19 protein-coding genes, 1 tRNA gene and 1 pseudogene are annotated in these 23794 nt (G+C 62.3%); 9 read left to right on the top strand and 12 right to left on the bottom strand.

All coding sequences use genetic code 11. The annotated features are described in order from the left end of the window. Positions 1 to 20: 20 nt before the first annotated feature. Positions 21 to 953, bottom strand: coding sequence for a PHB depolymerase family esterase (locus HJC04_RS16290; protein ID WP_259668883.1), 933 nt, complete (start codon positions 951 to 953; stop codon positions 21 to 23). On the opposite strand from HJC04_RS16290, the gene HJC04_RS31780 reads away from it, so the two are divergent. Together HJC04_RS31780 and HJC04_RS16285 are read left to right on the top strand one after the other, a co-directional pair. Further along, on the top strand, positions 850 to 1101 hold the full coding sequence (locus HJC04_RS31780) for a hypothetical protein (RefSeq protein ID WP_259668888.1): 252 nt from the start codon (positions 850 to 852) through the stop codon (positions 1099 to 1101). The genes HJC04_RS16290 and HJC04_RS31780 overlap by 104 nt on opposite strands. A 171-nt stretch (positions 1102 to 1272) precedes the next feature. Then, a complete protein-coding gene (locus HJC04_RS16285) occupies positions 1273 to 1968 on the top strand; it encodes a MarR family winged helix-turn-helix transcriptional regulator (RefSeq protein WP_221146643.1) in 696 nt (231 codons plus the stop codon). A 2-nt stretch (positions 1969 to 1970) separates the two neighbouring features. Here the strand turns inward: HJC04_RS16285 and HJC04_RS16280 are convergent, their stop codons facing one another. Both HJC04_RS16280 and HJC04_RS16275 read right to left on the bottom strand, forming a co-directional pair. Then, positions 1971 to 2381, bottom strand: coding sequence for an ester cyclase (locus HJC04_RS16280; RefSeq protein WP_210628878.1), 411 nt, complete (start codon positions 2379 to 2381; stop codon positions 1971 to 1973). A gap of 208 nt (positions 2382 to 2589) precedes the next feature. Continuing rightward, positions 2590 to 3288: a YafY family protein gene (locus tag HJC04_RS16275; RefSeq protein ID WP_221146642.1), complete on the bottom strand. Its 699-nt coding sequence runs from the start codon at positions 3286 to 3288 to the stop codon at positions 2590 to 2592. Positions 3289 to 3391: 103 nt separating this feature from the next. On the opposite strand from HJC04_RS16275, the gene HJC04_RS16270 reads away from it, so the two are divergent. Beyond that, positions 3392 to 3790, top strand: a complete 399-nt coding sequence (locus HJC04_RS16270) for a VOC family protein (RefSeq protein ID WP_221146641.1) — start codon at positions 3392 to 3394, stop codon at positions 3788 to 3790. A 21-nt stretch (positions 3791 to 3811) separates the two neighbouring features. Here HJC04_RS16270 and HJC04_RS16265 read toward each other — a convergent pair whose 3' ends face one another. The 3 genes from HJC04_RS16265 to HJC04_RS16255 are packed head-to-tail and all read right to left on the bottom strand — an operon-like array spanning position 3812 to position 6910. Further along, entirely contained in the window at positions 3812 to 5533 is a 1722-nt protein-coding gene (locus HJC04_RS16265) for an SDR family oxidoreductase (protein WP_221146640.1), read from the bottom strand. After that, positions 5530 to 5979, bottom strand: a complete 450-nt coding sequence (locus HJC04_RS16260; protein ID WP_221146639.1) for a thiol-disulfide oxidoreductase DCC family protein — start codon at positions 5977 to 5979, stop codon at positions 5530 to 5532. The genes HJC04_RS16265 and HJC04_RS16260 overlap by 4 nt, the downstream gene beginning before the upstream one ends. A gap of 22 nt (positions 5980 to 6001) precedes the next feature. Continuing rightward, positions 6002 to 6910, bottom strand: a complete 909-nt coding sequence (locus HJC04_RS16255; protein ID WP_221146638.1) for an MBL fold metallo-hydrolase — start codon at positions 6908 to 6910, stop codon at positions 6002 to 6004. A gap of 166 nt (positions 6911 to 7076) precedes the next feature. On the opposite strand from HJC04_RS16255, the gene HJC04_RS16250 reads away from it, so the two are divergent. Continuing rightward, a tRNA-Gln gene (locus HJC04_RS16250) sits at positions 7077 to 7151 on the top strand. 119 nt (positions 7152 to 7270) lie between these two features. Further along, entirely contained in the window at positions 7271 to 7960 is a 690-nt protein-coding gene (locus tag HJC04_RS16245; protein WP_221146637.1) for a hypothetical protein, read from the top strand. Between the two features lie 46 nt (positions 7961 to 8006). Here the strand turns inward: HJC04_RS16245 and HJC04_RS16240 are convergent, their stop codons facing one another. Genes HJC04_RS16240 through HJC04_RS16230 form a run of 3 tightly spaced genes read right to left on the bottom strand, consistent with a single transcriptional unit; the run spans position 8007 to position 14179 of the window. Continuing rightward, complete coding sequence (locus tag HJC04_RS16240; RefSeq protein ID WP_221146636.1) at positions 8007 to 11429, bottom strand: DEAD/DEAH box helicase family protein; 3423 nt, start codon at positions 11427 to 11429, stop codon at positions 8007 to 8009. Between the two features lie 6 nt (positions 11430 to 11435). Then, positions 11436 to 12626, bottom strand: coding sequence for a restriction endonuclease subunit S (locus HJC04_RS16235; RefSeq protein ID WP_259668882.1), 1191 nt, complete (start codon positions 12624 to 12626; stop codon positions 11436 to 11438). Positions 12627 to 12628: 2 nt separating this feature from the next. Further along, complete coding sequence (locus HJC04_RS16230) at positions 12629 to 14179, bottom strand: class I SAM-dependent DNA methyltransferase (RefSeq protein ID WP_221146634.1); 1551 nt, start codon at positions 14177 to 14179, stop codon at positions 12629 to 12631. A 320-nt stretch (positions 14180 to 14499) separates the two neighbouring features. Here HJC04_RS16230 and HJC04_RS16225 point away from each other — a divergent pair, with 320 nt between their 5' ends. Then, the gene (locus HJC04_RS16225; RefSeq protein WP_221146633.1) at positions 14500 to 15714 is read left to right on the top strand and encodes a phospholipase D family protein; all 1215 of its coding nucleotides are present in this window, start codon (positions 14500 to 14502) and stop codon (positions 15712 to 15714) included. A 91-nt stretch (positions 15715 to 15805) separates the two neighbouring features. On the opposite strand, the gene HJC04_RS16220 is transcribed toward HJC04_RS16225, so the two are convergent. Both HJC04_RS16220 and HJC04_RS16215 read right to left on the bottom strand, forming a co-directional pair. Then, positions 15806 to 16585: an SDR family NAD(P)-dependent oxidoreductase gene (locus HJC04_RS16220; protein ID WP_221146632.1), complete on the bottom strand. Its 780-nt coding sequence runs from the start codon at positions 16583 to 16585 to the stop codon at positions 15806 to 15808. A gap of 693 nt (positions 16586 to 17278) precedes the next feature. Continuing rightward, entirely contained in the window at positions 17279 to 17893 is a 615-nt protein-coding gene (locus HJC04_RS16215) for a TetR/AcrR family transcriptional regulator (RefSeq protein WP_064706421.1), read from the bottom strand. A 112-nt stretch (positions 17894 to 18005) separates the two neighbouring features. On the opposite strand from HJC04_RS16215, the gene HJC04_RS16210 reads away from it, so the two are divergent. From HJC04_RS16210 to HJC04_RS16200, 3 genes are all read left to right on the top strand, one after another. Continuing rightward, positions 18006 to 18692, top strand: a complete 687-nt coding sequence (locus tag HJC04_RS16210) for a PspA/IM30 family protein (protein ID WP_221146631.1) — start codon at positions 18006 to 18008, stop codon at positions 18690 to 18692. Between the two features lie 46 nt (positions 18693 to 18738). Further along, the gene (locus tag HJC04_RS16205; RefSeq protein ID WP_008529123.1) at positions 18739 to 19020 is read left to right on the top strand and encodes a YiaA/YiaB family inner membrane protein; all 282 of its coding nucleotides are present in this window, start codon (positions 18739 to 18741) and stop codon (positions 19018 to 19020) included. A 92-nt stretch (positions 19021 to 19112) separates the two neighbouring features. Next, on the top strand, positions 19113 to 22508 hold the full coding sequence (locus HJC04_RS16200; protein ID WP_221146630.1) for an acyl-[ACP]--phospholipid O-acyltransferase: 3396 nt from the start codon (positions 19113 to 19115) through the stop codon (positions 22506 to 22508). Between the two features lie 1178 nt (positions 22509 to 23686). Here HJC04_RS16200 and HJC04_RS31775 read toward each other — a convergent pair. Next, positions 23687 to 23794, bottom strand: a pseudogene (locus HJC04_RS31775) (GIY-YIG nuclease family protein); the annotation flags it as partial.

Here is a 23794-nt window from a genome sequence, read left to right as displayed (position 1 = left end):
CCTGGAGTGGCCAGGCATGCTTACCGCCTTGCCAGGCGCCACAGACGCATCAGTTCCACCGGAGCCGAGATCTCCGCTGTCAACACGAATGGGTCTGTCGAGCCTGAACGGGTCGGCCTTCGACTCTTGACGGGAAGACCGTGCCCCATGCCATGGATGGAATAGAGCGATACCGGGCGTGCACCTCCGGCGTTCCAGGAGGACAACTCGCCCCAGGGCTTCTTCTCGACACGGGCGCTGCTTCGATCGACAGCGTTCGCTTCAACCCATTGATCGACGCAGGCCCTCGCATTTGCCGGGTTTACCGTGCGATCCGCAGTCCCCTGCCAGATGCTGATCGGCGGCCAGGAGCGTTGGCCGGGGGAGATTTCGGCAATCCTGGCGCCCCAGCCATCCGGGGGCAGTGCCGCGCCGGACTTCATTGCACGCAGCGCTGACATTGCATCGCGCACCGCGCCAACCGGCATCCCGGCGACGATGGCGGCACCTGCAAACATATCCGGATAGTTGGCGACCAATGAACCTGTCATCGCGCCGCCGGCAGAAAGGCCGACAATGTAAACGCGCGTGCGATCGGCTTGATGTCGTTTGAGCGCATGGTCAATCATCTGCTTGATAGAAAGCACCTCGCCGCGATCGCGAGCGACCTCGCTCGGACGGAACCAGTTGAAGCATTTATGCGCATTGTTGGCGTGGGTCTGCTGCGGGTAAAGCAGCACGAACCCTCTCTCCCTCGCCAGTCTCGAGAAGCCGCTGGCGGCGTCCAGGCTTTCCGGCGTCTGCCGGCATCCATGAAGCACCACCACAAGGGCCGGTTTGCTTGGCAGATCGGCGGGCACGAAGCTCTTCATGACCAGCCTTCCGGGGTTGCTGCCGAATGCGGCGGTCGTCTGGAGCCTCGGTCGCTCCTGCCTGGATGGCTTGCGGCGAAGCGGACGCCATGCCTTCTCCAACAAGCGTGCGGCTCGCCGTCGCGTCGTCAACAGTCTCGACAGCGATTTGGTGAAGCCGAGCTTCAAACGACCACGCCTTCCAGCCTGGAAAGCAGAGCCTCCAAGCCGGGCTGTGCCGCATCTCGCCTCGACGACGTGCAGCAGATGAACGGTGACATGGTAGCGATGCGAAGCTGCCCGCTTCCGTCTCTTCGATAACAGATCGCATCGGCCTGCCGAACATCGCGGACCGTTGCGATCGTCGAGTTGGATTGATCGTGAGAATGGAGCATGGCTGTTTCGATTTTCCTGTCTTTCATCAGAGCTGTCGCATCGAACCATGACAGTCTGGTCCGCAGGGGGAGTTCAAGTTGTCGCCCGAAACCGAAATCAATCTCGACCGTCACAGGAAGCCTTCAACCCCTTATTGGTTCCGATCTCGTGCGACAAGCCTACCAGGTCCTCGGCCGAAAGCTGCGATGCATCAGGACTGCCCCTCACACTCAGATCGGTCGATGCCGTTTCATTTCCCGCATGTCTCGGTTTATGGAAGAGCAACGCATTCTTTCCAAGGAAGAAGTGGCCGATGGCCGGAGATGAAGAGAGCCCCGAAAAGCTGGAGTCCGCCTTGGCGCTTGCGGAAAGTCTTCGCGTCACGGTCGGCAATTTCGTCAGGGGCATAAGAGCGAATACAAACACGCCGACAACGTCTCAGTCTGAAACTCTGGCGCTGCTCGATCGAAGCGGTCCTCTCAGCGTCGCCGAATTGGCAAGCCGACGCAATGTCAGACATCAGAGCATGCGATTGGTCGCAGGCCAATTGGAGACCGCCGAATTGGTCAGCAAGTTGCCCAATCCGGTGGATAGCCGCAGCCGGCTTCTATCCATAACCGAGAAAGGCCGGGAAGAGCTGACCCGCTCCAGGAAGGCTCGGACGGCGGAAATTGCCGCGCTTATCGACGAGCGCTTGTCCCAGGAGGACAGGCGAACACTCGAAGCCGCAATTCGTATCATCGAAAGACTTGTTCGTCCGTAGCGTCAGGCCTTCGCTAAAGTCGCAAGGACGGTTGAGAACGTGTTCAGGCCCCAATGCTCGGCATATTTGCCGTCCTCGACACGCACGATATCGATGACATCGATGGCGACATCCCGACCGGTCGGTGGAATTCCCATCAAGGGACCGGAGTGAGTGCCACTGATCGTCTTTCGCGTTGTCACCTTGTCGCCTTCGGCGATCTGATCATGGATCGTCACTTTCATATTCGACAGCGCCGGGCGCAGGACATTTTGGAACGTGTTCCACATGCTCTGCGGGCCATTCGCCATTCCTTCCGGCGCGGCATGGTTGATGAAATCCGGGGCCATCAGGGCTTTGAACGCCGCCTCACTGCCGTCTTGAATCACTTCAACGTTGAAGCGGCGAACCACCTCTTTATTCTCGATCTCCATGATCGATCCTTTCTGCCGTCTGCTCTGCTCATTTATACAGGTAGACTGTATAAATAAGCAACCGACTTTCTGTCGCTTTTCCAGCGCCATCGTGACACCGGAGATCGGCGCAGCCAGCCCCTCATCCGGCTGCCATCCCGTAAACGGGGCGAAAGGGTATGCCGAGAGGTCTTCGTTCCACGCTCGTCGGCCGGAAGCATCTCCGCATCTAACCCGACTTGCGCATCTCGGCCTCGCGCCACTGCTGCCATTGCTGCCGCAGCCGGCTCCTGGACATGCCGATGGGTTCAGCGAGAATCTCGACCTTGAGGATCCGTTCGGTGCGGAAGTGCCGGAAGGCCTGTTTCGATTGGCACCAGGCGATCAGCAGGCTGTGCCTATCGGCATAGCCGAGAAGCACGGGCCAGACGATGCGGCTGCTGATCGTCCCGTCCGCCGCGCGATAATCGAGTTCCAGCTTGCGGCCTTCCCGGATCGCCGACCTCAGAGGACGCGTGTCGAGCGTCGCATCGCCGCCGATAGCCTCCGGTTTGATGCCGACCGCGGGCTCGGCAATAAAGGGAAGCAGCTCCGGCGGCATGACCGAGGTGATCTTGGCCATGACATCGCTGGCGGCGTTGCGGATGGCCGCATCATTCAGCCTTGCCGCCATCTGCACGCCGAGCACGACCGCCTCGATCTCGTCGGGCGTCAGCATCAGCGGCGGCATGTCGTAGCGCGGATCGAGCACATAGCCGAACCCGGCTTCGCCTTCGATCGGAACACGCTGGGCAATCAGATGGGCGATATCGCGATAGACGGTCCGCCTGGCGACCTCCAGTTCATCCGCGAGCGCCGACGAGGTCACCGGCCGGCTCGACCGGCGAAGAATCTGGATGATCTGAAAAAGCCGCTCTGCTTTTCGCATGCCTGCTGACTCCTGCTGCCACCACGCTGTCAGCACGGCTGTGTGAGAAAGGCAAGCCGAGAGATCGTCGCGCACCCATCATCGCGCAGCCAAGGAGAAGATCATGAAATTCGCATCCACCCGCCTCATCGCCGCCGATATCGCCAGCATGGTGGCCTTTTATGAGCTTGTGACCGGCTGCCGCGCCGAATGGCTTGCGCCCGCCTTCGCCGAGATCGTCATGCCAGGCGCCACACTCGCCATCGGCAGCGCCGAAACGGTGGCGCTGTTCAGCGAGGGCAGTGCCGAGCCAGGAGCCAACCGGACGGCCATTCTCGAATTCACGGTGTCGGATGTCGATGCGGAATTCGCCCGGCTCAAGGACCGGGTCACGGTCGTACACGCGCCCAAGGATCTGCCATGGGGCAACCGGACAGCGCAGTTTGCCGACCCCGAGGGGACCCGCATCGCCCTCTATACGCCTGTCACCGAGGCCGCCAGACAGCGTTTCGCCGGCCGTTGATGCTGGCCAGGGCGAGGGGTCTCACTCCAGCACCAGCCACCCCGAATAGCGCACCACCAGCCCGGTCAGCCGCCCGCCGATCTCGACGTGGAAGTGGAAGCGCCCGTCGCGCTCCTCCTCGTAGGTATCGCCGCCCGGCGCCAGGAACAGCGGCAGCGGAATGCCGCAAAAGCGCCAGCCGCGCACGATGAGGCGCAGCTTCTGCCCCTCCGGCACCAGCGCCAGCAGCACCCGGAACGGCCCGAACACCTCGACGAGCAGGTGGCTATCGCGGCCAGGGCCGGCGGCCTGCCAGCTGCGGAAGGTCTTGCTGCCGAAACTGCGCGTCCAGATCTCCCGCTCGCCCTCGGCGACAAAGCGCACCGCGACCGGCACATCCTCGCCGGCGGCGGGAAAGCCGATGAGGCCGGCGATCAGCCGGGCGAGGAGACCGCTGCCGCGCTCGATCCGCGCCCGGCCGGAGGCAAGCCGGGTGCCGCCCGCATGGATCGCCGCCAGCGCCGGCGGCAGCTTCTCCCAGGCGTCGCCGAGAATGCGCCGGTAGAGCGGCTGGGCCTCTTCCTGGTGATCCAGCCGGACGCCTGAAGCGATGGAGAACTGGCTGAAGGCCGCTTCGAAATCCGCAAGCGACAATTCCCCCGCCGCCGGCCGGGCGCCGCTTTCCGGCCGTTGGCCGTCGAGCAGCCGGCGCACCAGCAGCTCGACGCCGAGAACCGGAATGAACGGCCCGTCATCACCTTCGGCAATCAGCGACCAATCCGCCGTCAACCGCCGCCCCTCATGGTCGAGGCCGCCCAGGCGCACGAACATGCCGCCGCGATGGGCGCCGGCGGCGAAGCGATGGCTGGCCGCCTGCAGCGCCCGGGCGAACGGCGTGAGCGACGGCAGCAGCCCGACCTCCACCAGCCGGGCGGCAAATCTCAAGAGCCGCTGCAGCGCCTGCGGCTCGGTGCCGACGCCGGTGAAGGTGGATTGCAGGCCGGCAAAGCGGGCCGGCAGCAGCGCCAGGTCGGGCGCATCCACCAGCAGGAAGCTGCGGCTGGCGAGCGGCGCCACGCCGGGCGGCGCGATCGTCACCCGCATCTCGTCGATCAGCCCGCGCCCCTTGGCCGGCTGCCCCTCGCGCAGCAGCGCCACCGGCCTGCCGGCATAACTGGCGATCGCCCGGACGACATTGAGGCCGATCCTGACATGCGCCGACGGGGCAATGCCGGCCGCGACGCTGTCGACGCGGGCAAAATGCGGCGCCATCGCCTCCAGCGCCGCGAAGGAGAGGGCCGGCAGGCTGCTCAGCCCCGAGAGCACGAAGATGCCTTTCGCCTTCGCCTCGGCATCGAGCCCACTGACGCCGGCGACAAAGCCGGTGCTGTCGGCGAGATCGGCATAATCGATGCCGAGGTCGATGCAGGCCCGCACCAGCTTATAGCCATCGCCGGTGAAGCTCTGGAACGGCCCGGAGGCATCGACGACGAGATCGGGCCTCAGCCGCGTCAGCTGCTCCCGGAGATCGCCGTCACGATCGAACACCACCGCCTGCAGCCAGGCGCCGAGATCGTTGCCGCCGAGGCGCCCGGCGCCGCCCTTCGGCGATCGCATATCGAAGACGAAATCATCGGCCTTTTCGAGCGAACGGCCGGCGATCAGCAGCCTGAGCCTGGGCTCCTCGCCGAGCAGCCGGGCGAGCCGGCCGCCGAAGGCGCCGTAGCCGCCGATGATCAGCAGGGAAAAGGTGCCGCCGCTCATGCGATGAAGCGGCCGCGCTGCTCCGGCGTCGGCACCATGCAGCTCTGCCGTCCGGCAATCTTCAGCCGGTTGCGGGCGATGAATTCATAGATCGCGTCGGCTGCACGCCGCGGCAGCAGCCGGAACAGCCTCACCAGCGAATAGGGAAAGCCGAGCCCGGCCACCATGCGGATCGAGCCATCGGACTTGAAGAAGGCGCGGCCCTTCTCGATGAGGATATTGGTTTCGTAATCGCGGCAATCGAGCCCGTAATGCCGGTAGAGCGCCTGCCCGAGCGGCGTCTGCGCCGCGACGAAACGGTAGCGCTGCCGCCTGTCGTGCTTCAGCGCGAATTTCACCCAGCCGGAGCAGAAGACGCATTCGCCATCGAAGACGATGAGCGGCCGGTCATCGGCAAAGGCGGGCACAGTGGGATCGGTACGATAGCTGTAATCGGCGCGGCCCATGCTGATCTCCCTCCGCCTTTCATTACCCCGGCCAATAGCGCGCGGCAAGCGAGGGCGGCCCATCCGCCGCAACCTCGCCGCGCTCCATGAGATGCTCGATATGGGCGAGCACGGAAAGTGCCGCCGCCTCATGCAGCTTCGGATCGGTATCGCGATAGATCGCCTTCACCATCTCCGCGATCTCGCGATCGCCGGCCGCGATTCGCGCCAGCACCGCCTGCTCGCGCCCGAGCCGATGCGCCTTCAGCGCCGGCAGGAAGCTCTTCGGCTCGCTGACCGGCCCGCCATGGCCGGGCAGCAGCAGGCCGTCCTCGCGCTCTATCAGCCTGTCGAGCGAGGCCATGTAATCCGCCATCGCCCCATCCGGCGGTGCGACGATCGAGGTCGACCAGGCCATGACATGATCGCCGGAAAAGAGGATCTCGCGGCCTTCGAGCGCGAAGGCGGCATGATTGGCCGTATGCCCCGGCGTCAGCACCGCCGTCATCGCCCAGCCATCCCCCGTTCTTGTCTCGCCATCGCCGAGCGCGATATCCGGCACGAACTCCATATCCGAGCTTTCGGCAAACGGATTGACCTCGCCCTCCCGCAGCCGCCGCGCCGGCCGATGCGGCCCTTGCCCCACCGTCACCGCCCCCGTTTCCGCCTGCAGCCGGCGGGCAAGCGGCGAGTGATCGCGATGGGTATGGCTGACGAAGATATGCGTCACATCACGCCCGTCGATCGCCGCCATCAGCGCCTGATAATGCGCCTCGTCATCCGGCCCGGGATCGATGACCGCAAGCGAGGAGGAGCCGACGAGATAGCTGTTGGTGCCGAAAAAGGTGAAGGGCCCGGGATTTTCCGCCGTGATGCGCAAGATATCGGGAGCAACCGGCACGGCCCGCCCATAGGCCGGCTCGAAAGCAAGGTCGAATGCGGGACTTTCCATGCGGGACGATGATCTCAGGTTGATAATATCGCGGCATGCTAGCACGCCGCCCGCCGCTTCGCGCGCAGAAATCTGCCGCAGGCGCAACTTAGTCATTGTGACAGGCAAAGAGCTTTGCTAATCAGGCGTCGATTTGAGAGCAAGCGGTTCGCCGCTCAAGCTCTGGTGGGGCGTAGCCAAGCGGTAAGGCAGCGGTTTTTGGTACCGCCATCCCCTGGTTCGAATCCAGGCGCCCCAGCCAGTTTTATGTCAGCTCTCCAAGATAGTATTTTAGGCCCAATCCCAATTTGCACGAGGGTTTAACTGTTGCCGCGAGTCACGAGGCAAGTTAAGTATCGGTCGATATTGGGGAGGAATATAATGGCCGAATTGTTTGGAATGCTCGACGATGAATGGGAGGCGTTGCAACCCTATCTCCAGGGCAAATTTACGACCCAAACCTTTCGCAATGCCTTAGAACAGCATGCACCACGAGCTTGGGCAAAACTGGTTGAGCGATATGGGCAGGGCGGAAAGGGTAGTGGCAACTACTATTCGCCTTCGAATATTTTATACAACTATCTCAATGACAAAGCACGCAACTCCCTGGTTGTTCGGCGTGGTTTCGTGCCATCTAAAAAGGGCTGGGGCACGGGTATCGTCGTCGAGTGGGAAATTGCCGATGCCGTTGCGCCAGTTACCAGCGAAGAAGACAAACAGTTTATTGAGGGTAGAGCCGAGCGACGTGAGCACCTATTCCGCGAGCGAAGGGCCGGTCTGCGACGCGACCTTCTGAGAGCGCGAAAACGTACAGGTCTGTCGTGCGACATCTGTAAGTCGACGGGTTCTCACCTCCCCGAAGACATGCGCGATTCCATCTTCGAAGCTCATCATGACAAAGAGCCTTTCTCTACACCCGGCGAGCGCGCGGTAACGATCAAAGATATGGCCTTGCTTTGCGCAAATTGCCATCGCTTGCTTCACCGGCTAGTGGCGCTGAGGGACCAATGGTTTGAGGTGGAGGAAGCTTGCGAGCAGTTCGGCTTCGAAATTCGCGCCATGTCGGCCTGAAAACCGGCCGACACCTTAGGCCCGCCTATAGGTTGCTGGGGGATGCTCACCCCGCCGCGCTCTCGTTCAACCCTCTGATCACTTCGACGAGCTTCTTCGTCTTCTCGAAGTCGAAGACTTGCTGCGGTCCTTCCGGCGCAACGTCGATGAACGGGCTCTCATAGAGAAGCGCGGGGTCCATGACGCCTCTTTCGGTCAGGTGCTCGATGACCATTTCGATGAATTCGATCTGGTCGGCTGTTGCGCCGCTGTCGGAGATGAAATCGGAGAAGGCCTCGACGACCGATGCGCGGTCGAGGCCGACCAGTGAACGAACGAAGGCACCGAAACCGTGAGCCACCTCCGTCGCTTTCTCCAGGTGCTTGACGTCGCCGATGCCGGCGGAAAGCAGCATGGACTGCAGTTCCTCGACGTCGGTCGGCGTCAGCGGCTTGCCGTGGCGCAGCTTGGCGATGGCGATGTGGTCATCGTGCTCGCGCAGGAAGTGCCGAGCCTTCCGCTTGAACCGGGCAAAATCGACTTCGCCGATCTCCGGCAGATCGATATCGGCACCGAGGCCCAATTCGTCCTCAAAATTGGTGTAGACGATCTTGCGCTTGCCCTTCTCGATGTGCTGGACGAGGCCGCGAAGCCTGAGCCGCACCAGTTCGAGCTGGGGCACGGTGATCCCTTCCCACCAGGGATCGGAGAGGATGTCGAGGATCAGCGGATGCTGGGCGGCAATGATCGGGATGGCCGTCTGTTCATCGAGGGCCGAGGCGATCTCGATCAGCTGCTTCTTCAGGCGGTCGAAGCTCTTCGAGCCTTTGAGCAGCGCCAGCTCCAGCCCGAAGATCAGCAGGTCGAAGCGTTTCGCCTCTTCCGGCTCGCCCTTCACTTCGCTCGGCAGCGGCGCGACTTCGTCAAGCAACTCCTCGCGCACGGCATCGGTGAGCTCGTTCCAGGCGTCGGCGGTTTTGTATTTCTCCACCGCGCGCCGTTTTCCGCGCACGATGAAGTTGTCGAGGTTCATGCCGGCCACGTAGGTCCGCAGTGCGTCGAGCGCCTCATTGCGGATTGTTACCTCGTCGAGCGGCTTGCCGCCGGCGGCGTCGTAGCCCTCCTGGCGGGGTTCGGCCACTCCAGGGGCATTGAGCCTGTGCTTTTCGTCGAGCGCTCGGACGATGTCGAAACGGGCGGCAAACAGGCGCTCGTTCAGGCTCTTGCCGTTGCGGCCGTCGTCCGGTTGCGGGTTCTGGCGGAAGAATTCGAGGTTCTGGCAATAGTCGAAGACTCGGAAGAATTCCTTGTCCTCGCCGGGGCCGAAGAGATCCGGGCAAAGACGCGTGCCGCGCCCGATGATCTGCCAGAACTTGGTTTTCGAGCGGATCAGCTTGAACAGCACCAGGTTGACCACTTCGGGCACGTCGATGCCGGTGTCGAGCATGTCGACGGAGATGGCGATATGCGGATTGCCGTCCTTCTTCGAAAAGTCGTCGATCAGGCTCTGCGCGTATTCCGTCTTGAAGGTAATCACGCGGGCGAAGTGGCCGGCGAGATGCGGATAGGCGCGGTTGAACCGCTCCTCGATGAATTCTGCATGGTCCTGGTTCTTGGCGAAGATGATCGTCTTGCCGAGCCTGTCGCCGCCAGCGACTTTCAGGCCCTCCGTCATCACATGCGCCAGCACCTTGTCGACGGTGTCGGCGTTGAACAGCCATTTGTTGACGGCCTGGCTATCGACGCTATCCGGTGGGTCGCCATCCTCCTCGTCCCACTCCAGCATGTCCCACTGCTCTTTCTCGGTCTCGGAAAGATCGTCGTAGCGGATGCCCTCGCGCTGGAATTTCAGCGGTACCGAGACCGAATGCGGCGGCACGAGATATTCGTCCTCCACCGCCTTGTCGAGCGAATAGGCATCTGTGGGAACGCCGTCCTCAAGGTCGAACAGGCCATAGGTGTTATGGTCGATCTCGTCCTTGGGCGTTGCGGTGAGGCCGACCAGCAGGCTGTCGAAATAATCGAAAATAGCGCCGTAACGCTGATAGACCGAGCGATGCGCCTCGTCGATGATGACGAGATCGAAATGGCCGGGGCCGAAACGCGCTTGCCCCGCTTGCCGTTCGTCGATCAGGTTCATCATCGTCGGATAGGTGGAGAGAAAAACGCGACCCTCGGCTTGTCTCTCCGTCACCAGATTGACCGGTGAGGTCTCCGGCAGTTGCCGCTTGAATTCGCGCACCGCCTGGTTCACCAACGCGACGCGGTCGGCGAGGAACAGCACCCGTTTCACCCAGCCGGCCCGCATCAGCAGATCGACCAGCGCGATCACCGTGCGTGTCTTGCCGGAGCCGGTTGCCATGACCAGCAGGCTCTTGCGCTGCTTGTGGGCCTCGAAAGCCTCGGCCACACGCGAGATGGCGCGGGTCTGGTAATAGCGGCCGGCGATCTGCTTGTTGACGGTCAGACCCGCGATCGGCTTGCGGTTCATTCGCCGCTGGATCATCAGCGCCAGCTCGTCTTTCTTGTAGAAGCCGGAGACGGCGCGCTGCGGATAGGCGCTATCGTCCCAGATCCAGTGCTCGTAACCGTTGGAGGTGAAGATGACAGGCCGTTGGCCGAACTGCTTTTCCAGGCAATCGGCATAGAGCTTGGCTTGTTGCTGTCCGGCGCGCGGATCGCGCTTGGTGCGCTTGGCCTCGATCAGCGCCAAGGGCTTGCCGTCGTCGCCCCAGAGCACGTAATCGACGAAGCCCTTGCCCTCGCTGTTCGGCATGCCCTCCACGGGAAATTCGCGGTCGCGAGGGCTGTCCAGCTTCCAGCCGGCTTCCTTGAGCAACAGGTCGATATAGAGATCGCGGGTCTCGGCCTCGGAATAATCGTGCTGGTCGGGCTTCGCCTCGTTCTCGCGACGGGCGGCAGCCACTTCGGCGCGCAGACGTTTCAGTTCGGCGTCGAGATCGACCTTGTCGCGCAGCATGGTCTCGAAGGCGACATCCTTCGCCTCCATCTCGCCCTTCATGCGGGTTAGCTCGGCGAAGGCGCGCTTCACCACGTCTTGCTTGCGACTCAGATGTCCGGGGTCGAAGGCGAGATCGTCGGAGGGGCGGTCCTTACGCGCATAGGTGCGGGCCAGCCAGAAGCAGAAGTGGAACAGCTCGCGCACGGCATTGGCGGCCTCGGCGGGCTTGGTCTCGCGGCTTTCATGAACCGCTTGGTTGCCGATCTTGATGATGACGCGAGCCTTGGAAAACACCGCCTGGCCGGCGAGCTTCTGGAAGCTCGGTTCGTGGATCAGCGCCGAAATACTGCTCTGATAGGGAAATTTGAGGGAGGGATCATGCTTGTAGGCCCATTGCACGGCGAGTTCCACCGTGCGACGCGCATAAAACGCCGCCGCCCGCGGATCGCCTTCTGCCAAAACCTCTGCCCGCTTCGCGCTGTCGAAGATTTCGGGAAATTCGGCGGCGAGGAAGGCAAAGTTGGACATAGAGCCTCAGAGCTGGCCGGAAAAGGCGCGGTGCTGGAGGGAAGAAAAAAGAGATGCCAAAACCTGCTCCCCCTGTTTCAATAAGCGTCTTTTAACACGAAGCTGCGATATTCTTCTTGAAAATTCAACCTGTAGTTCGCTTGGTGGTAATGGCACGCGAAGATCACTCATTTGCTTGCCAGTTAGTTGTGGTACGGCCGACCCGGAGCCAATCTTTTTGAAGTGTTTTTGCATTCGGTCCAGCTTTAAGAATGAAAGCAGGTACTCTTGGTCAACAAGATGATTGGTTCGGATGATCATCATCTGAGCATTAATGAAGCCCGTATCGTTACCGCAATCGAAGATTGCGGCCTGGCCGAGCGATCCGCGCAAAGTTATTACGATGTCGCCCTCTTTAAGCTTGCCGCGCCCCAATGATTTAAATTTCTCCGCCGTTATGAAGTTGCACCGATCGAGATCGATACCGTCGTCCGTAATGTTAGTAGTGTTCAGAAAGAGAATGCCAGAATCGACCAAATCATCCTGGCTTGGATAGTTGCTAGATCGATCGCCGTTTATAAGTTCTGCAATTTCCTTCATCTGAAAGCGCTCAAATGACGAGGCTTCAGATAAAGGGTCCCCAAACATCTCCAGAAAGATCGACTGGGTAAGGCTGTCGAGCAGCGCGAGGGCTTGACGGCGCTTCTGGCGCAGCTGATCGACTTTATCTAATATCGCCGCAATCCGCTTCTGCTCATCGAGCGGCGGGAGGGGGATTGGTGTGGCTGAAATCTCTCCAGAACGGATTCGAGGAAGTTGTCCCGGAGCTGTGTCAATCGGTGCGGTTTTTAGAAACTCTGGGCTACGTAAGAAATGGTAGACATAATTTCGGTCAGCTATAGGACGAACTTTAAATACATACTGATCTACGGAACAGATGCCGCCGAACTCGGCAATCCAGACCTTGTTGAGATACGGCCGCAGATATCCATAGACGATGTCACCAGCTTGAAAGCGCGCGCGCCGCCCGGTCAGCTGTTCAAGGTCGACTGTTTCTGACCCAGTTCTAATGCCGGTTTCACGTTGGATGTGCTCTAGCCCAACGAATGTCATGATACCCGTCGGATTGTCTTTTGGATGAACAATCTCATTGCGAAATTGCAAAACATCGCCAAGCTTGCGAGCAACACCGCGGAATGACTGGGGATCTGCCGTCATATTCACAGCATCCCCTCCAACTCCCGCAGCTCCGTCGCAATCTCATCCTCCAGCCTCAACAGTTCCGCAATTATCTCCTTCGGTGGCCGGTGTTCCGCCGCCTCGTGCACCACTTCCTTGTAACGGTTGAGCGAGAGATCGTAATCCGCCGTCGCGATTTCTTGCGCGGTCACCGTAAAACTCTGCCCCGTGCGTGGGTTTTCGCGCTCGGTGCCGTTGCGTTCGGCCCAGCGGGTCAGCACATTCGGCAGGTTGTTTTTCGCGTGCTCGTCTGCCGTCAGCTCCTCCTCCGGCACCGGGCCGAATTTTGTCTCCGGCAGCAGCATCTGGCGCTTATCGTCCAGGCTCATGCCGTCGGCCTGCAGGTCGTAGAACCAGACGTTGTCGGTGCCGCCGGAATTGGTCTTGGTGAAGAAGACGATCGCCGTGGAGACGCCGGCATAGGGCCGGAACACGCCGGACGGCAGCTTGACGATGGCGTCGAGCTTGTGGTCGTCGACCAGCATCTTGCGGATCGCCTTGTGCGCCGTCGACGAGCCGAACAGCACGCCATCCGGCACGATCACCGCCGCCCGTCCGCCGGGTTTGAGCAGCTTCAGGAACAGCGCCATGAACAGAAGCTCGGTCTTCTTGGTCTTGACGATGGCGAGCAGGTCGTTGGCGGTCGTTTCGTAATCCAGGGAGCCGGCGAAGGGCGGATTGGCGAGAACAAGCGAATATTTATCGGAATCATCGCCATGGCTGGAGGAGAGCGAATCCCGGTAGCGGATATCGGCGCCCACGACGCCGTGCAACTGCATATTCATCGAGCCGATGCGCAGCATGGTCTGGTCGAAATCGTAGCCGTGGAACATGCCGTCATGGAAATGCCGGTTGAGCGCGGCATCGCGGAACAGGCCCTTGTGGTGCTCGCGCAGATATTCGCCGGCGGCCACCAGAAAGCCGCAGGTGCCGCTCGCCGGATCGCAGATCACGTCCTGCGGCGTCGGCTTCATCAACTCCACCATCAGCTTGATGATGTGGCGCGGCGTGCGGAACTGGCCGTTTTGGCCGGCCGAGGCGATCTTGCCGAGCATGTATTCGTAGAGATCACCCTTGGTATCGCGATCCTCCAACGGAATTTCCGCCAGCATGTCGACCACCTTGGCGAGCAGACCGGGCGTCGGAATGGTGAAGCGGGCGCCCTTCATGTGTTCGGAATGCGCGGTGCCGGCCTCGGCCATTTCGCGCAGGAAGGGGAAGACGAATTCCGAGACGAGCAGAAACATGCGTGCCGGATCTTCATTCTTCAGCCGCGACCAGCGCAGCTCCTGATAGCTCACATCTTTGCCGTCGCGATCCTGCCGATAGACGCCATTGGGAAAGATCACCCTCTCAATCGGTCGGCCCAGCATGTTGGCCTTGTTTTCCGCGCGCGTCTGGATGTCGTCCAGGCCACGCATGAAGAGCAGATAGGTGATCTGTTCGATTACTTCGAGCGGATTGGCGATGCCACCCGCCCAGAAGGCATTCCAGACCTGATCGACCTTCGAGCGAATTTCACCTGTGAGCATGCTTATTCCTTCATCAAATCAGTGCGGGAGACATTACCCGGGAGATTATGAGGCGCAAGCGCCGAGGTCGGTCTGGTGGCTGGTATGTTCACAGTTGCATGACCGCTGGCGCCCATGGCTCGCCGTCGATCCCACAAGCTTCTCTGCCAAGCGCATCCAGAGACCCGGCATCACACACCTCCGTCGCCATCAAATGGTCATGCTGCCCTACATCGAAATCATAAGGGCGTGATATGACCAGGGAGGATTGATGCGCTTGTTAAATTTCCTGCGTGGGATCTAGGATGAGGCGAACGCATATCCAAGAAATGGGAGGGGCAATGGATATCTCAGAAGAACAGGCCCGGTGGTCTGCAATGACCTCGCGTCTGGTTGATGGAGGATGGGCGGAAGAGCTCGACATGGCACTCCGGCTCGAAGCGCGTAATCTCAGTGTCATATCTCCGTTTCTCAAACAGAAGGCCACCGGACGAGTCTTGTCGCACACCCCCCAGTCGGTTCGTGTGATTACACGCTTCAATCTTAGGGACTTTGCAGAAGGAGTAAGCGACATCGCAGCGCTTAGAAGCTTGCTAGTCGCTGGTGCGAAGGTGCGCGGGGTTCGGAATCTTCACGCCAAAGTGTATGTCTTTGGTTCCCGGCGCACAATTGTGACATCCGCCAACTTGACCGAGGCGGCGCTTACCAGAAACCATGAGTTCGGTCTCGTGTCCGACGACGCAGAAATCATTTCCGCGTCTGATCGTTATTTCGATGCACTCTGGGCGCGCGCCGGAACAGATTTAACGGCAAGACAGCTGGATGCATGGGAAGAAACGGTCACGATGCATCTGGCAAGCGGAGGGCCACGCTTTCGCCTCGAGAAGTTAGCGGATTACGGCACCGACGCCACAGGGGTTATTCAATCTGGCGAACCGCTGATTCCAGGTCCAATTCCCCAGGCTGAGCAGGCGTTCGTGAAGTTTCTGGGCGAGGGCAGCAATAGGGTTCCACTTTCCTTTTCGACGCTAGATGAAATCAACAGTGCTCTTTGTCACTGGGCGCTTGCATATCCAGCCACCAAAAGACCTCGAGCAGTCAAGGAAGGCGCGGTGATGTTCATAGGCAGGCTGACCTATGATCCAACAGACATCATCATATTTGGCCGCGCTACCGGGATGCGACATGTGCCTGGGCGTGACGATGCATCGGCAGATGAAATCGCACAACGCCCCTGGAAGGAGACATGGTCGCGGTACATACGAGTCCATCATGCAGAATTCGTCGCGGGAACCATGGCGAACGGAATCTCGCTCAACAAAATGATGGACGCCCTCGGCTCGGATGCATTTGCCTCGACACAACGAAATCAAGCTCGCGGCGAGGGTAACACGAACCCGTACAACGCCTATCGGCAATTGGCAGCAGTCGAGCTCTCGCCCAAAGGGCAGATTTGGCTGAGCGAGCGGCTGCAGTGGGCTTTGGAGGTACACGGCAGGGTCTCGCAGGAGGAACTGAACAAGCTTGGATGGCCCGAGCTTCCGCTAAAAATTTGATCTCCACGTCGGACTAGACTACGCGCTTGCGTGACTGTTCAAAGAAAGCGGGGCGGCCCGATTGCTCGCGCGCCGCGGCCGCTCGTATGCCTCACCCATGCCCCGAAAACAGCCGCACACCCGTCAACCCCGCAAGCCTCTCCACCAACGTCTCCTGAATTCCAACATCACCAACTTCCGTCGCCGCCTCCCGCTGCTGCCGATGATACCAATACCCGCCGCTCACCTTCGCAGCTTCGTCCTCGCTCGTCGCAAGCCATGTCTGCGTCAGATGCCCCATCTCCAGATCATCCGGCGCGCGGGCGCCGCCCATCTTTGTCGGCACCCAGCCGGGGTCGACGGCGTTGCTGAGGACGTCGGGCCAGTGGCGGGCGATGGCGGCGGAAAGGGTGGCGACGTAGAGCTTGCTTTCGGAATAGGCCTGGCTGGCGCTCCAGGGCCGCTTCTTCCAGTCGATATCGTCAAGCACGCTGCCGCCGCTGCGGTGCATGCCGCTGGTGAGATAGATCAGCCGGTCAGGCCGCGTGATCCAGGCGGTGAGGAGATAGGGGGCGAGCGTGTTGACCGCCAGCGTCTTGGCGTGGCCTTCGGGCGTTTCGCCGCGGCTCTTCTCGAGGTAGATGCCGGCATTGTGGATGACGGCGTCCATGCGGCCGATGGCGTTGACCTGATGGGCGATGGAGCGAGTTTCGGCGGCGCTGGCGAGATCGCCGATGACGAGGCCGAGGGCGGCGGCGGAGGTCTCGGCGATGGCCGCGGCGCGCTCGCGGGAGCGGGCGTGGAGGACGACCTCGTGGCCTTCGCGGATGAGGGTGCGGGCGGCGGCGAGGCCGAGGCCATCGGTGGAACCGGTGATGAAGATGCGGCTCATGGGGGTTCCTTTCGCGAGCGGTGGCGGGACAGAGTGCTGGGTAGGGGTGCTTCGGTCAAGGTGGGATGGTCGACAAGTCCGCCAGCGAGCGGGTGCGGTTTTGCAGATTGGTTCCCACCTCCTCCGTCATCCTCGGGCTTGACCCGAGGATCCACACGCAGCACTCGAGTACATACGTTCACGGACAGGATGCTCCCTGCCGCTCCGTCTGCCGACGGCCAGCACAATGCGCGCGGCATGGATCCTCGGGTCAAGCCCGAGGATGACGGAGAGTGGGGTGAGGCTTAGGCCGGAACCGCGAGGCCGTTCGCCGGATGATGCCGCTCCGTCTGACACGGCGAGCACAATGCTCGGGGCATGGATCCCAGGGTCAAGCCCTGGGATGACGGAGAGTGGGGTGGGGCTCCGGCTGGTTCCGCAAGGCCCTCAGTCAGATGATGCCGCTCCATGCGCCTACGGCCTGCACAATGCGCGCGGCGTGGATCCCAGGGTCAAGCCCTGGGATGACGGAGGAGGGGGTGGGGCTCGGCGAAAACGGCAATGTCGTCAGTCGGATGATACCGCTCCATGCGCCGCCGGCCGGCACAATGCTCCGGGCATGGATCCTCGGGTCAAGCCCTGGGATGACGGAGTATGAGGTGGGCTCCGCGAAAAACCGCGACGTCAGTCTACGCCACTCCACCCGATGCCATCTCACATCCCCTGCCGCCGCAGCTCGGCGCCCGCCGCGATCGTCTGCACCAGCTCGTCCACCTCGCGTGCCAGCCGTTCCAGCGGCAATCCCACGAAGCGCCCCTCCAGGCTGATGCTGACCACCCCGTGCACGGCGCCGAAGAGGGTGCGGGCGCGGATGGCGCGGTCTTCGGGTGGCATGTCGGGCTGCAGTTCGGCGAGCGGTTCGGCGATCACGTCCATCAGGAAGAGGTGTTCGTCGAGGTGCCATTGCGGCGTCGGGCTGGTGGCGGGGGGGAAGTGGTCGAACAGCGCCTTCCAGAGATTGCGGTGCTCGACGGCGAAGGCGAGGTAGCCCTGGGCGAGGTTGCGCAGGCGGTCGGTCGGGCTTTTGCCCCTGGCCTCGTCGAGCGTTAGCCTGGCCTCCAGCGCCTTCAGCGTCGCGGAATTGACGTGGATGACGAGCTCGGCGAGATCGGTGAAGACGGTGTAGAGGCCGCCGAGCGCGCAGCCGGCATCCTGGGTGATGTCGCGGGCGCGCAGGTTGGCAAGGCCGTCGCGGGCGATGCGCTCGCGCGCCGCCTCGATCAGCCGGGCCTTCAAATCCTCGCGTTTTTCTTCTCGTCTGCCGGCCATTAACCATTTCCCTTCGAAAATCTTGAACGACGTTCAAAAATTATCTTGAACGTCGTTCATGATTCTGCCATAACTCATCTCGTGAACAACGTTCATAAACTGGAGGAAGGGAATGTTCAAACTGATTTCCATTTTGCTGCGGGGCAGGGCGCATGATGCCGAGCAGGCTTTCGCCGATCGCCACGCCGTGCCGCTGCTGGCCCAGCAGATCCGCGATGCCGCCCAGTCGATCCAGACGGCGCGCCGCAGCGTCGCCGTCGCCATCGCCCAGAACGAGCAGGAGAAGGCGCAGCATCAGACGATCCTTGCCCGCATCGCCGATCTCGAGACCCGCGCCACCGCGGCGCTCACCAAGGGCAATGAAGGCCTGGCGCGGGAAGCGGCCGAGGCGATCGCCTTTCTCGAGGCCGAGCGCGATTCGTCGGAACAGGCACAGGGCCAGTTCACCACCGGTATCGCCAAGCTGAAGGGCATCGTCAGGGATGCCGAGGCGCGGCTGCAGGCGCTGCAGCGCGGCGAGCGGCTGGCCCGTGCAACGCAAGAGGCGCAGAAGCTCGATGTCGCGGTCGCCGGCCCCGGCCTTGCGACGCTCGACGAGGCCGAGGAGACGCTGGCCCGGCTGCGCCTGCGCCAGAGCCAGAACGAGCTGACGGCGGCGGCGCTGAAGGAGATGGAAAGCGCCACGCGGCCGGCCGGCATCATCGAAAAGCTCGCCAATGCCGGCTGCGGCGCGCCGCTCGCCTCATCGGCCGACGAGGTGCTCGCCCGGCTGAAGAGCCGCATCACGCCGGCCGCCTGAGATCGTCATCCCACCATCCACCCCTAGAAATTAAAGGGTCACTGATATGAACGACAGTTTCCAGAAACATTCCGCCAGCTGGGTCAGCTTCTCCTACATCTCCTTCGGCGCCGCCGCCTTCATGCTGGCGCTCGGCCTCTACATGATGCCGCTCGATCTCTGGGGGAAGGGCTATCTCGCCATGGGCATATTGATGCTGGTGCAGACGACGGTGAATATCACCAAGACGCTGCGCGACAATGCCGAATCCGAGAAGCTGATCCGCAAGGTCGAAGATGCCCGCACCGAAAAGCTGCTGGTCAAATTCAATCGTAACGGTGAAGATTGATCTTCCTTAACCACATCGCAGAGTTGTTATCGCACTCAACTTTTGCGTAACAACTCTGTGGCCTGCTCTGCCCACCAAAAGAGGGTCTCGCCGTGCAAACCAATCTGATGACATCGAGGAAATTCGCGCCGCTGTTCTGGACGCAGTTCCTGACCGCCTTCAACGACAATTTCCTGAAGAACACCCTGGTCTTCCTCATCCTCTTCAAGATGTCGGCAAGCGAGGGCGCGGCGCTGGTGACGCTCGCGGGCGTCATCCTCATCGTGCCCTTCCTGCTGCTTTCCGCACTCGGCGGCGAAATCGCCGACAAGCACGACAAGGCCAAGGTGGCGGAACTGCTGAAACGCTGCGAGATCGCGGTTGCCGCCCTTGCCGTTATCGGCCTCGCCTTTTCCTCGATTTTTGTGCTGATGGCGGCCCTCTTCGGCTTCGGCATCGTCTCGGCGCTGTTCGGGCCGATCAAATACGGCATCCTGCCCGATCATCTCGAACGCCGCGACCTGCCGAAGGCCAATGCCTGGATCGAGGGCGGCACCTTCATCGCCATCCTTGGCGGCACGATCATCGCAGCACTCGCCTTTTCAAGTGGCGACAATATCGTCCTCTTCGGCTCGATGATGATGGGGCTGTCGGTGCTCTGCTGGCTGTCGGCCCGCATGATCCCGGCGACCGGCTCCAAGGCGCCGGATCTTCAGATCGACCGCAACGTCATCCGCTCCAGCTACACGCTGGTCATGGAGATCCGTAGGGATACGCGGCTGTGGCGCTCGGCGCTGATGAACTGCTGGTTCTGGCTGGTCGGCGCCTTCACGCTCTCCATCCTGCCGACCATGGTGACCGAGCTGCTCGGCGGCTCCGAGCTCGTCGTGCCCGCCTATCTCACGGTGTTCGCGATTGCCGTCGCCGTCGGTTCGGGCATTGCCGCCTGGATGTCGGCGGGCCGCGTCGTGCTGTTGCCGGCCCCCGTCGGCACCGCGCTGCTCGGCCTCTTCAGCCTCGATCTCGCCTGGAACCTCTGGGGCCTCACCTCGACCTCGCACGCGACGACGATCCTCGATTTCTTCGCCGGCGAAAATACCATCCGCGTCGCCATCGATCTCGCCGGCATGGCGATCTCGGGCGCCTTCATCGCCGTGCCGACCTTCGCCGCCCTGCAGACATGGGCGCATGAGGATCACCGCGCCCGCGTCATCGGCGCCGCCAATGTGCTGTCTGCGCTGTTCATCACCGTCGGCCTCGGTTTGGTCGCCGCCATCCAGGCGCTCGGGGCCTCCATTCCGCAGATTCTGATCGGCCTAGGCATCGTCAATTTCGGCGTCGCCTGGCTGATGCTGAAGACGCTGCCGACCAATGCCTTCCGCGATTTCATCTCGATCCTGTTCCGCGCCTTCATGCGCCTCGAGGTCGAGGGGCTGGAGAATATCAAGAAGGCCGGCCCGGCGCCGATCATTGCGCTGAACCATGTCAGCCTGCTCGACGGCGCGCTCGCGCTCGCCATCACCGAGGAGGAGCCGGTCTTCGCCGTCGATTACAAGATCGCCCAGGCCTGGTGGGTGCGCCCCTTCCTGAAAATGTGCAAATTCCTGCCGCTCGACCCGACCAAGCCGATGGCGACGCGCTCGCTGATCAAGGTGGCGCAGGAAGGCAATGCGATCGGCATCTTCCCCGAGGGCCGGCTGACGGTGACCGGCACGCTGATGAAGGTCTATGACGGCGCCGCCATGGTCGCCGACAAAACAGGCTCGATGGTGGTGCCGGTCAAGATCGACGGGCTGGAAAAGACCTATTTCTCCTATCTCGACGACGGCAAGATCCGCCGCCGGCTGTTCCCCAAGGTCAAGGTCACCATTCTCGAGCCGGTCAAGCTCGAAGTGCCCGCGGAGCTGAAGGGCCGCAAGCGCCGCACGGCGGCCGGCGCCGCACTCTACCAGCTGATGTCGAACCTGCTCTTCCGCACCGCCGATACCTCGTCGACCGTGCTCGAGCGCGTCATCCGCGCCGGCCACGAATTCGGCATGAAAAAGCCAGCCGTCGAGGATCCGGTCACCGGCCGGCTGACCTATGGCAAGCTCCTGACCGGGGCGGCCGTGCTCGGCGCCAAGTTCCGCGCCCGCTTCCCCGAGCAGAACCTCGGCGTCATGCTGCCGAACGCCAATGGCGCCGCCGCCACCCTTCTCGCCGTCATGAGCGCGGGCAAGGTGCCGGCGATGCTGAACTTCACCGCCGGTGCCGCCAATCTCCTCTCGGCCTGCAAGGCGGCCGAGGTGAAACACGTGCTGACCTCGCGCGCCTTCGTCGCCCAGGCCAAGCTCGGCGCTGTCATCGAGGAGCTGGAAAAGCAGCTGACGATCGTCTGGCTCGACGATCTCAGAGACGAAATCTCGTTCAAGGACAAGCTGATCGGGCTTCTTCGCAAGGGTCGGCCGCTCGTCAAACGCCAGGCCGACGATCCGGCCGTCATCCTGTTTACTTCGGGCTCGGAGGGCACGCCGAAGGGCGTGGTGCTGACCCACCGCAACGTGCTGTCGAACGCCGCCCAGGCCGCCGCCCGCATCGATTTCCACAGCGGCGACAAGGTGTTCAACATCCTGCCGGTCTTCCATTCCTTCGGGCTGACGGCCGGCACCGTGCTGCCGCTGATCTCGGGCGTGCCGGTCTATTTCTATCCGTCGCCGCTGCATTACCGCATCGTGCCGGAGCTGATCTATGTCTCCAACGCCACGATCATCTTCGGCACCGATACCTTCCTCAACGGTTATGCCAGGACGGCGCACCCCTACGATTTCCGCTCGATCCGCTACATCTTCGCCGGCGCCGAGCCGGTGAAGGCGGCGACCCGCCAGACCTATATGGAAAAATTCGGCCTGCGCATCCTCGAAGGCTACGGCGTCACCGAAACCGCGCCTGTGATCTCCATCAACACGCCGATGTACAACCGCTCCGGCACGGTCGGCAAAATCCTGCCGGGCATGGAATGGAAGCTCGAGCCGGTGCCCGGCATCGACGAGGGCGGCCGCCTGCATGTGCGCGGCGCCAATGTCATGGCCGGTTATCTCCGTGCCGAAAAGCCCGGCGTGCTCGAACCGCTCGCCGATGGCTGGCACGACACCGGCGACATCGTCAGCATCGACGAGGACGGCTTCGTCAAGATCCGCGGCCGCGCCAAGCGCTTCGCCAAGATCGGCGGCGAAATGGTGTCGCTGGCGGCAATCGAGGCGCTCGCCGCCGAACTCTGGCCTGCCGCGCTCTCGGTCGTCTCGTCGCTGCCCGACCCCAAGAAGGGCGAGCGCCTGGTGCTGCTCACCGACGCCGAAACCGCCACCCGCGCCGAATTCCTCGCCTTCGCCAAGTCGAAGGGCGCGATGGACATGATGGTCCCGGCCGAGGTCACCATCGGCAAGGTGCCGGTGCTGGGCTCCGGCAAGGTCGACTTCGTCGCCGCGCGCAAGCTGGCGGAAGGGGCGGCTGAGAAGGAAGAGGCGGCGTGAGCGTTGGCGTTGGACGGGGGAGGGCGCCAGCTCTCCTCTGTCGCCAGACGCGCCGCCGGCACAGCCTGTGCGGCGCCGCTTTTGCCGTCGCTTCATCGCCGCCGCTGGCGATGCTTCGCGGCACCACCTCGCTTCCGCGTTGGCGCACTTATGCATCCCAGCCACACCCCTCGTCCGCGTCGGCTTATGCGTCCGGGCACCACCTCTCCTCCGTCATCCCAGGGCTTGACCCTCGGATCCATGCGGCTGGCGCTGAACAGCAATGGCCTGCCACCGCAGAGAAATCGAAGCCTCGTGCTTGGCTGTGGATCCCAGGGTCAAGCCTTGGGATGACGGAGTGTTGGGGGTGGCGTTATCGCCACACGTACCGCCGGCGCAGCTTGAGAGCGGGCGGTGCGTGCGGCGTCGCTTTGCCGAGGCTTGTGCGCCGCTTTTGCCATGGCTTCCTCACCGCTGCCGGCGATGCGTCGCGGCACCAATCCTCTTCCGCGCCGTCCAGGCTTATGCGTCCCGGCGCCGCCTCTCCTCGCAGTGAGCCGATCTGTCGCGCGACCGCCTCTCCTCGCGCCGGCGGGCTTGTGCATCCCGGCACCACCTCTCCTCTGTCATCCCAGGGTTGACCCTGGGATCCATGCGGCTGGCACTGGTGAAGAGTGATGGCCTGCGGGGAAACGATTGAAGCCGCGCGCCGGGCTTGTGCATCCCGGCACCACCTCTCCTCCGTCATCCCAGGGCTTGACCCTGGGATCCATGCGGCTGGCACTGCGGGGAGGGTGATGGGCTGCGGGGAAGCGATTGAAGCCGCGCGCTTGGTTGTGGATCCCAGGGTCAAGCCCTGGGATGACGGAGTGTGGGGGTGGCGTTATCGCCACACGTACCGCCGGTGCAGCTTGGGAGCCGGCGCGGTTTGTGAGGCGCTGCATTTGCCGTAGCTAGTGTGGCGCCGCGTCTGCCGAAGCGTCATCGCTGCCGCCGATGCGTCCCGGCACTACCTCTGCTGCGCGCTGGCGGGCTTATGTGCTGCGGCACCACCTCTCCTCCGCACCGGCGGGCTTATGCGTTGCGGCACCACCTCTCCTCGCAGTGAGCCGATCTGTCTCGCGACCACCTCTCCTCCGTCATCCCAGGGCTTGACCCTGGGATCCACGCGGCTGGCACGACAGACGACGCAGCCGGCATCACCACAGCGTAAGATAGAGATCGTCCCACTCGGGATTCATCGCCTCGACCAGGTCGATCTTCCATTGCCGGTTCCATCGTTTCAATGATTTCTCGCGCTGGATGGC

The sequence above is a fragment of the Rhizobium sp. NLR8a genome, assembly GCF_019685235.1.
GTDB lineage: Bacteria > Pseudomonadota > Alphaproteobacteria > Rhizobiales > Rhizobiaceae > Rhizobium.
This window is presented reverse-complemented; position numbering and strand designations above follow the sequence as displayed.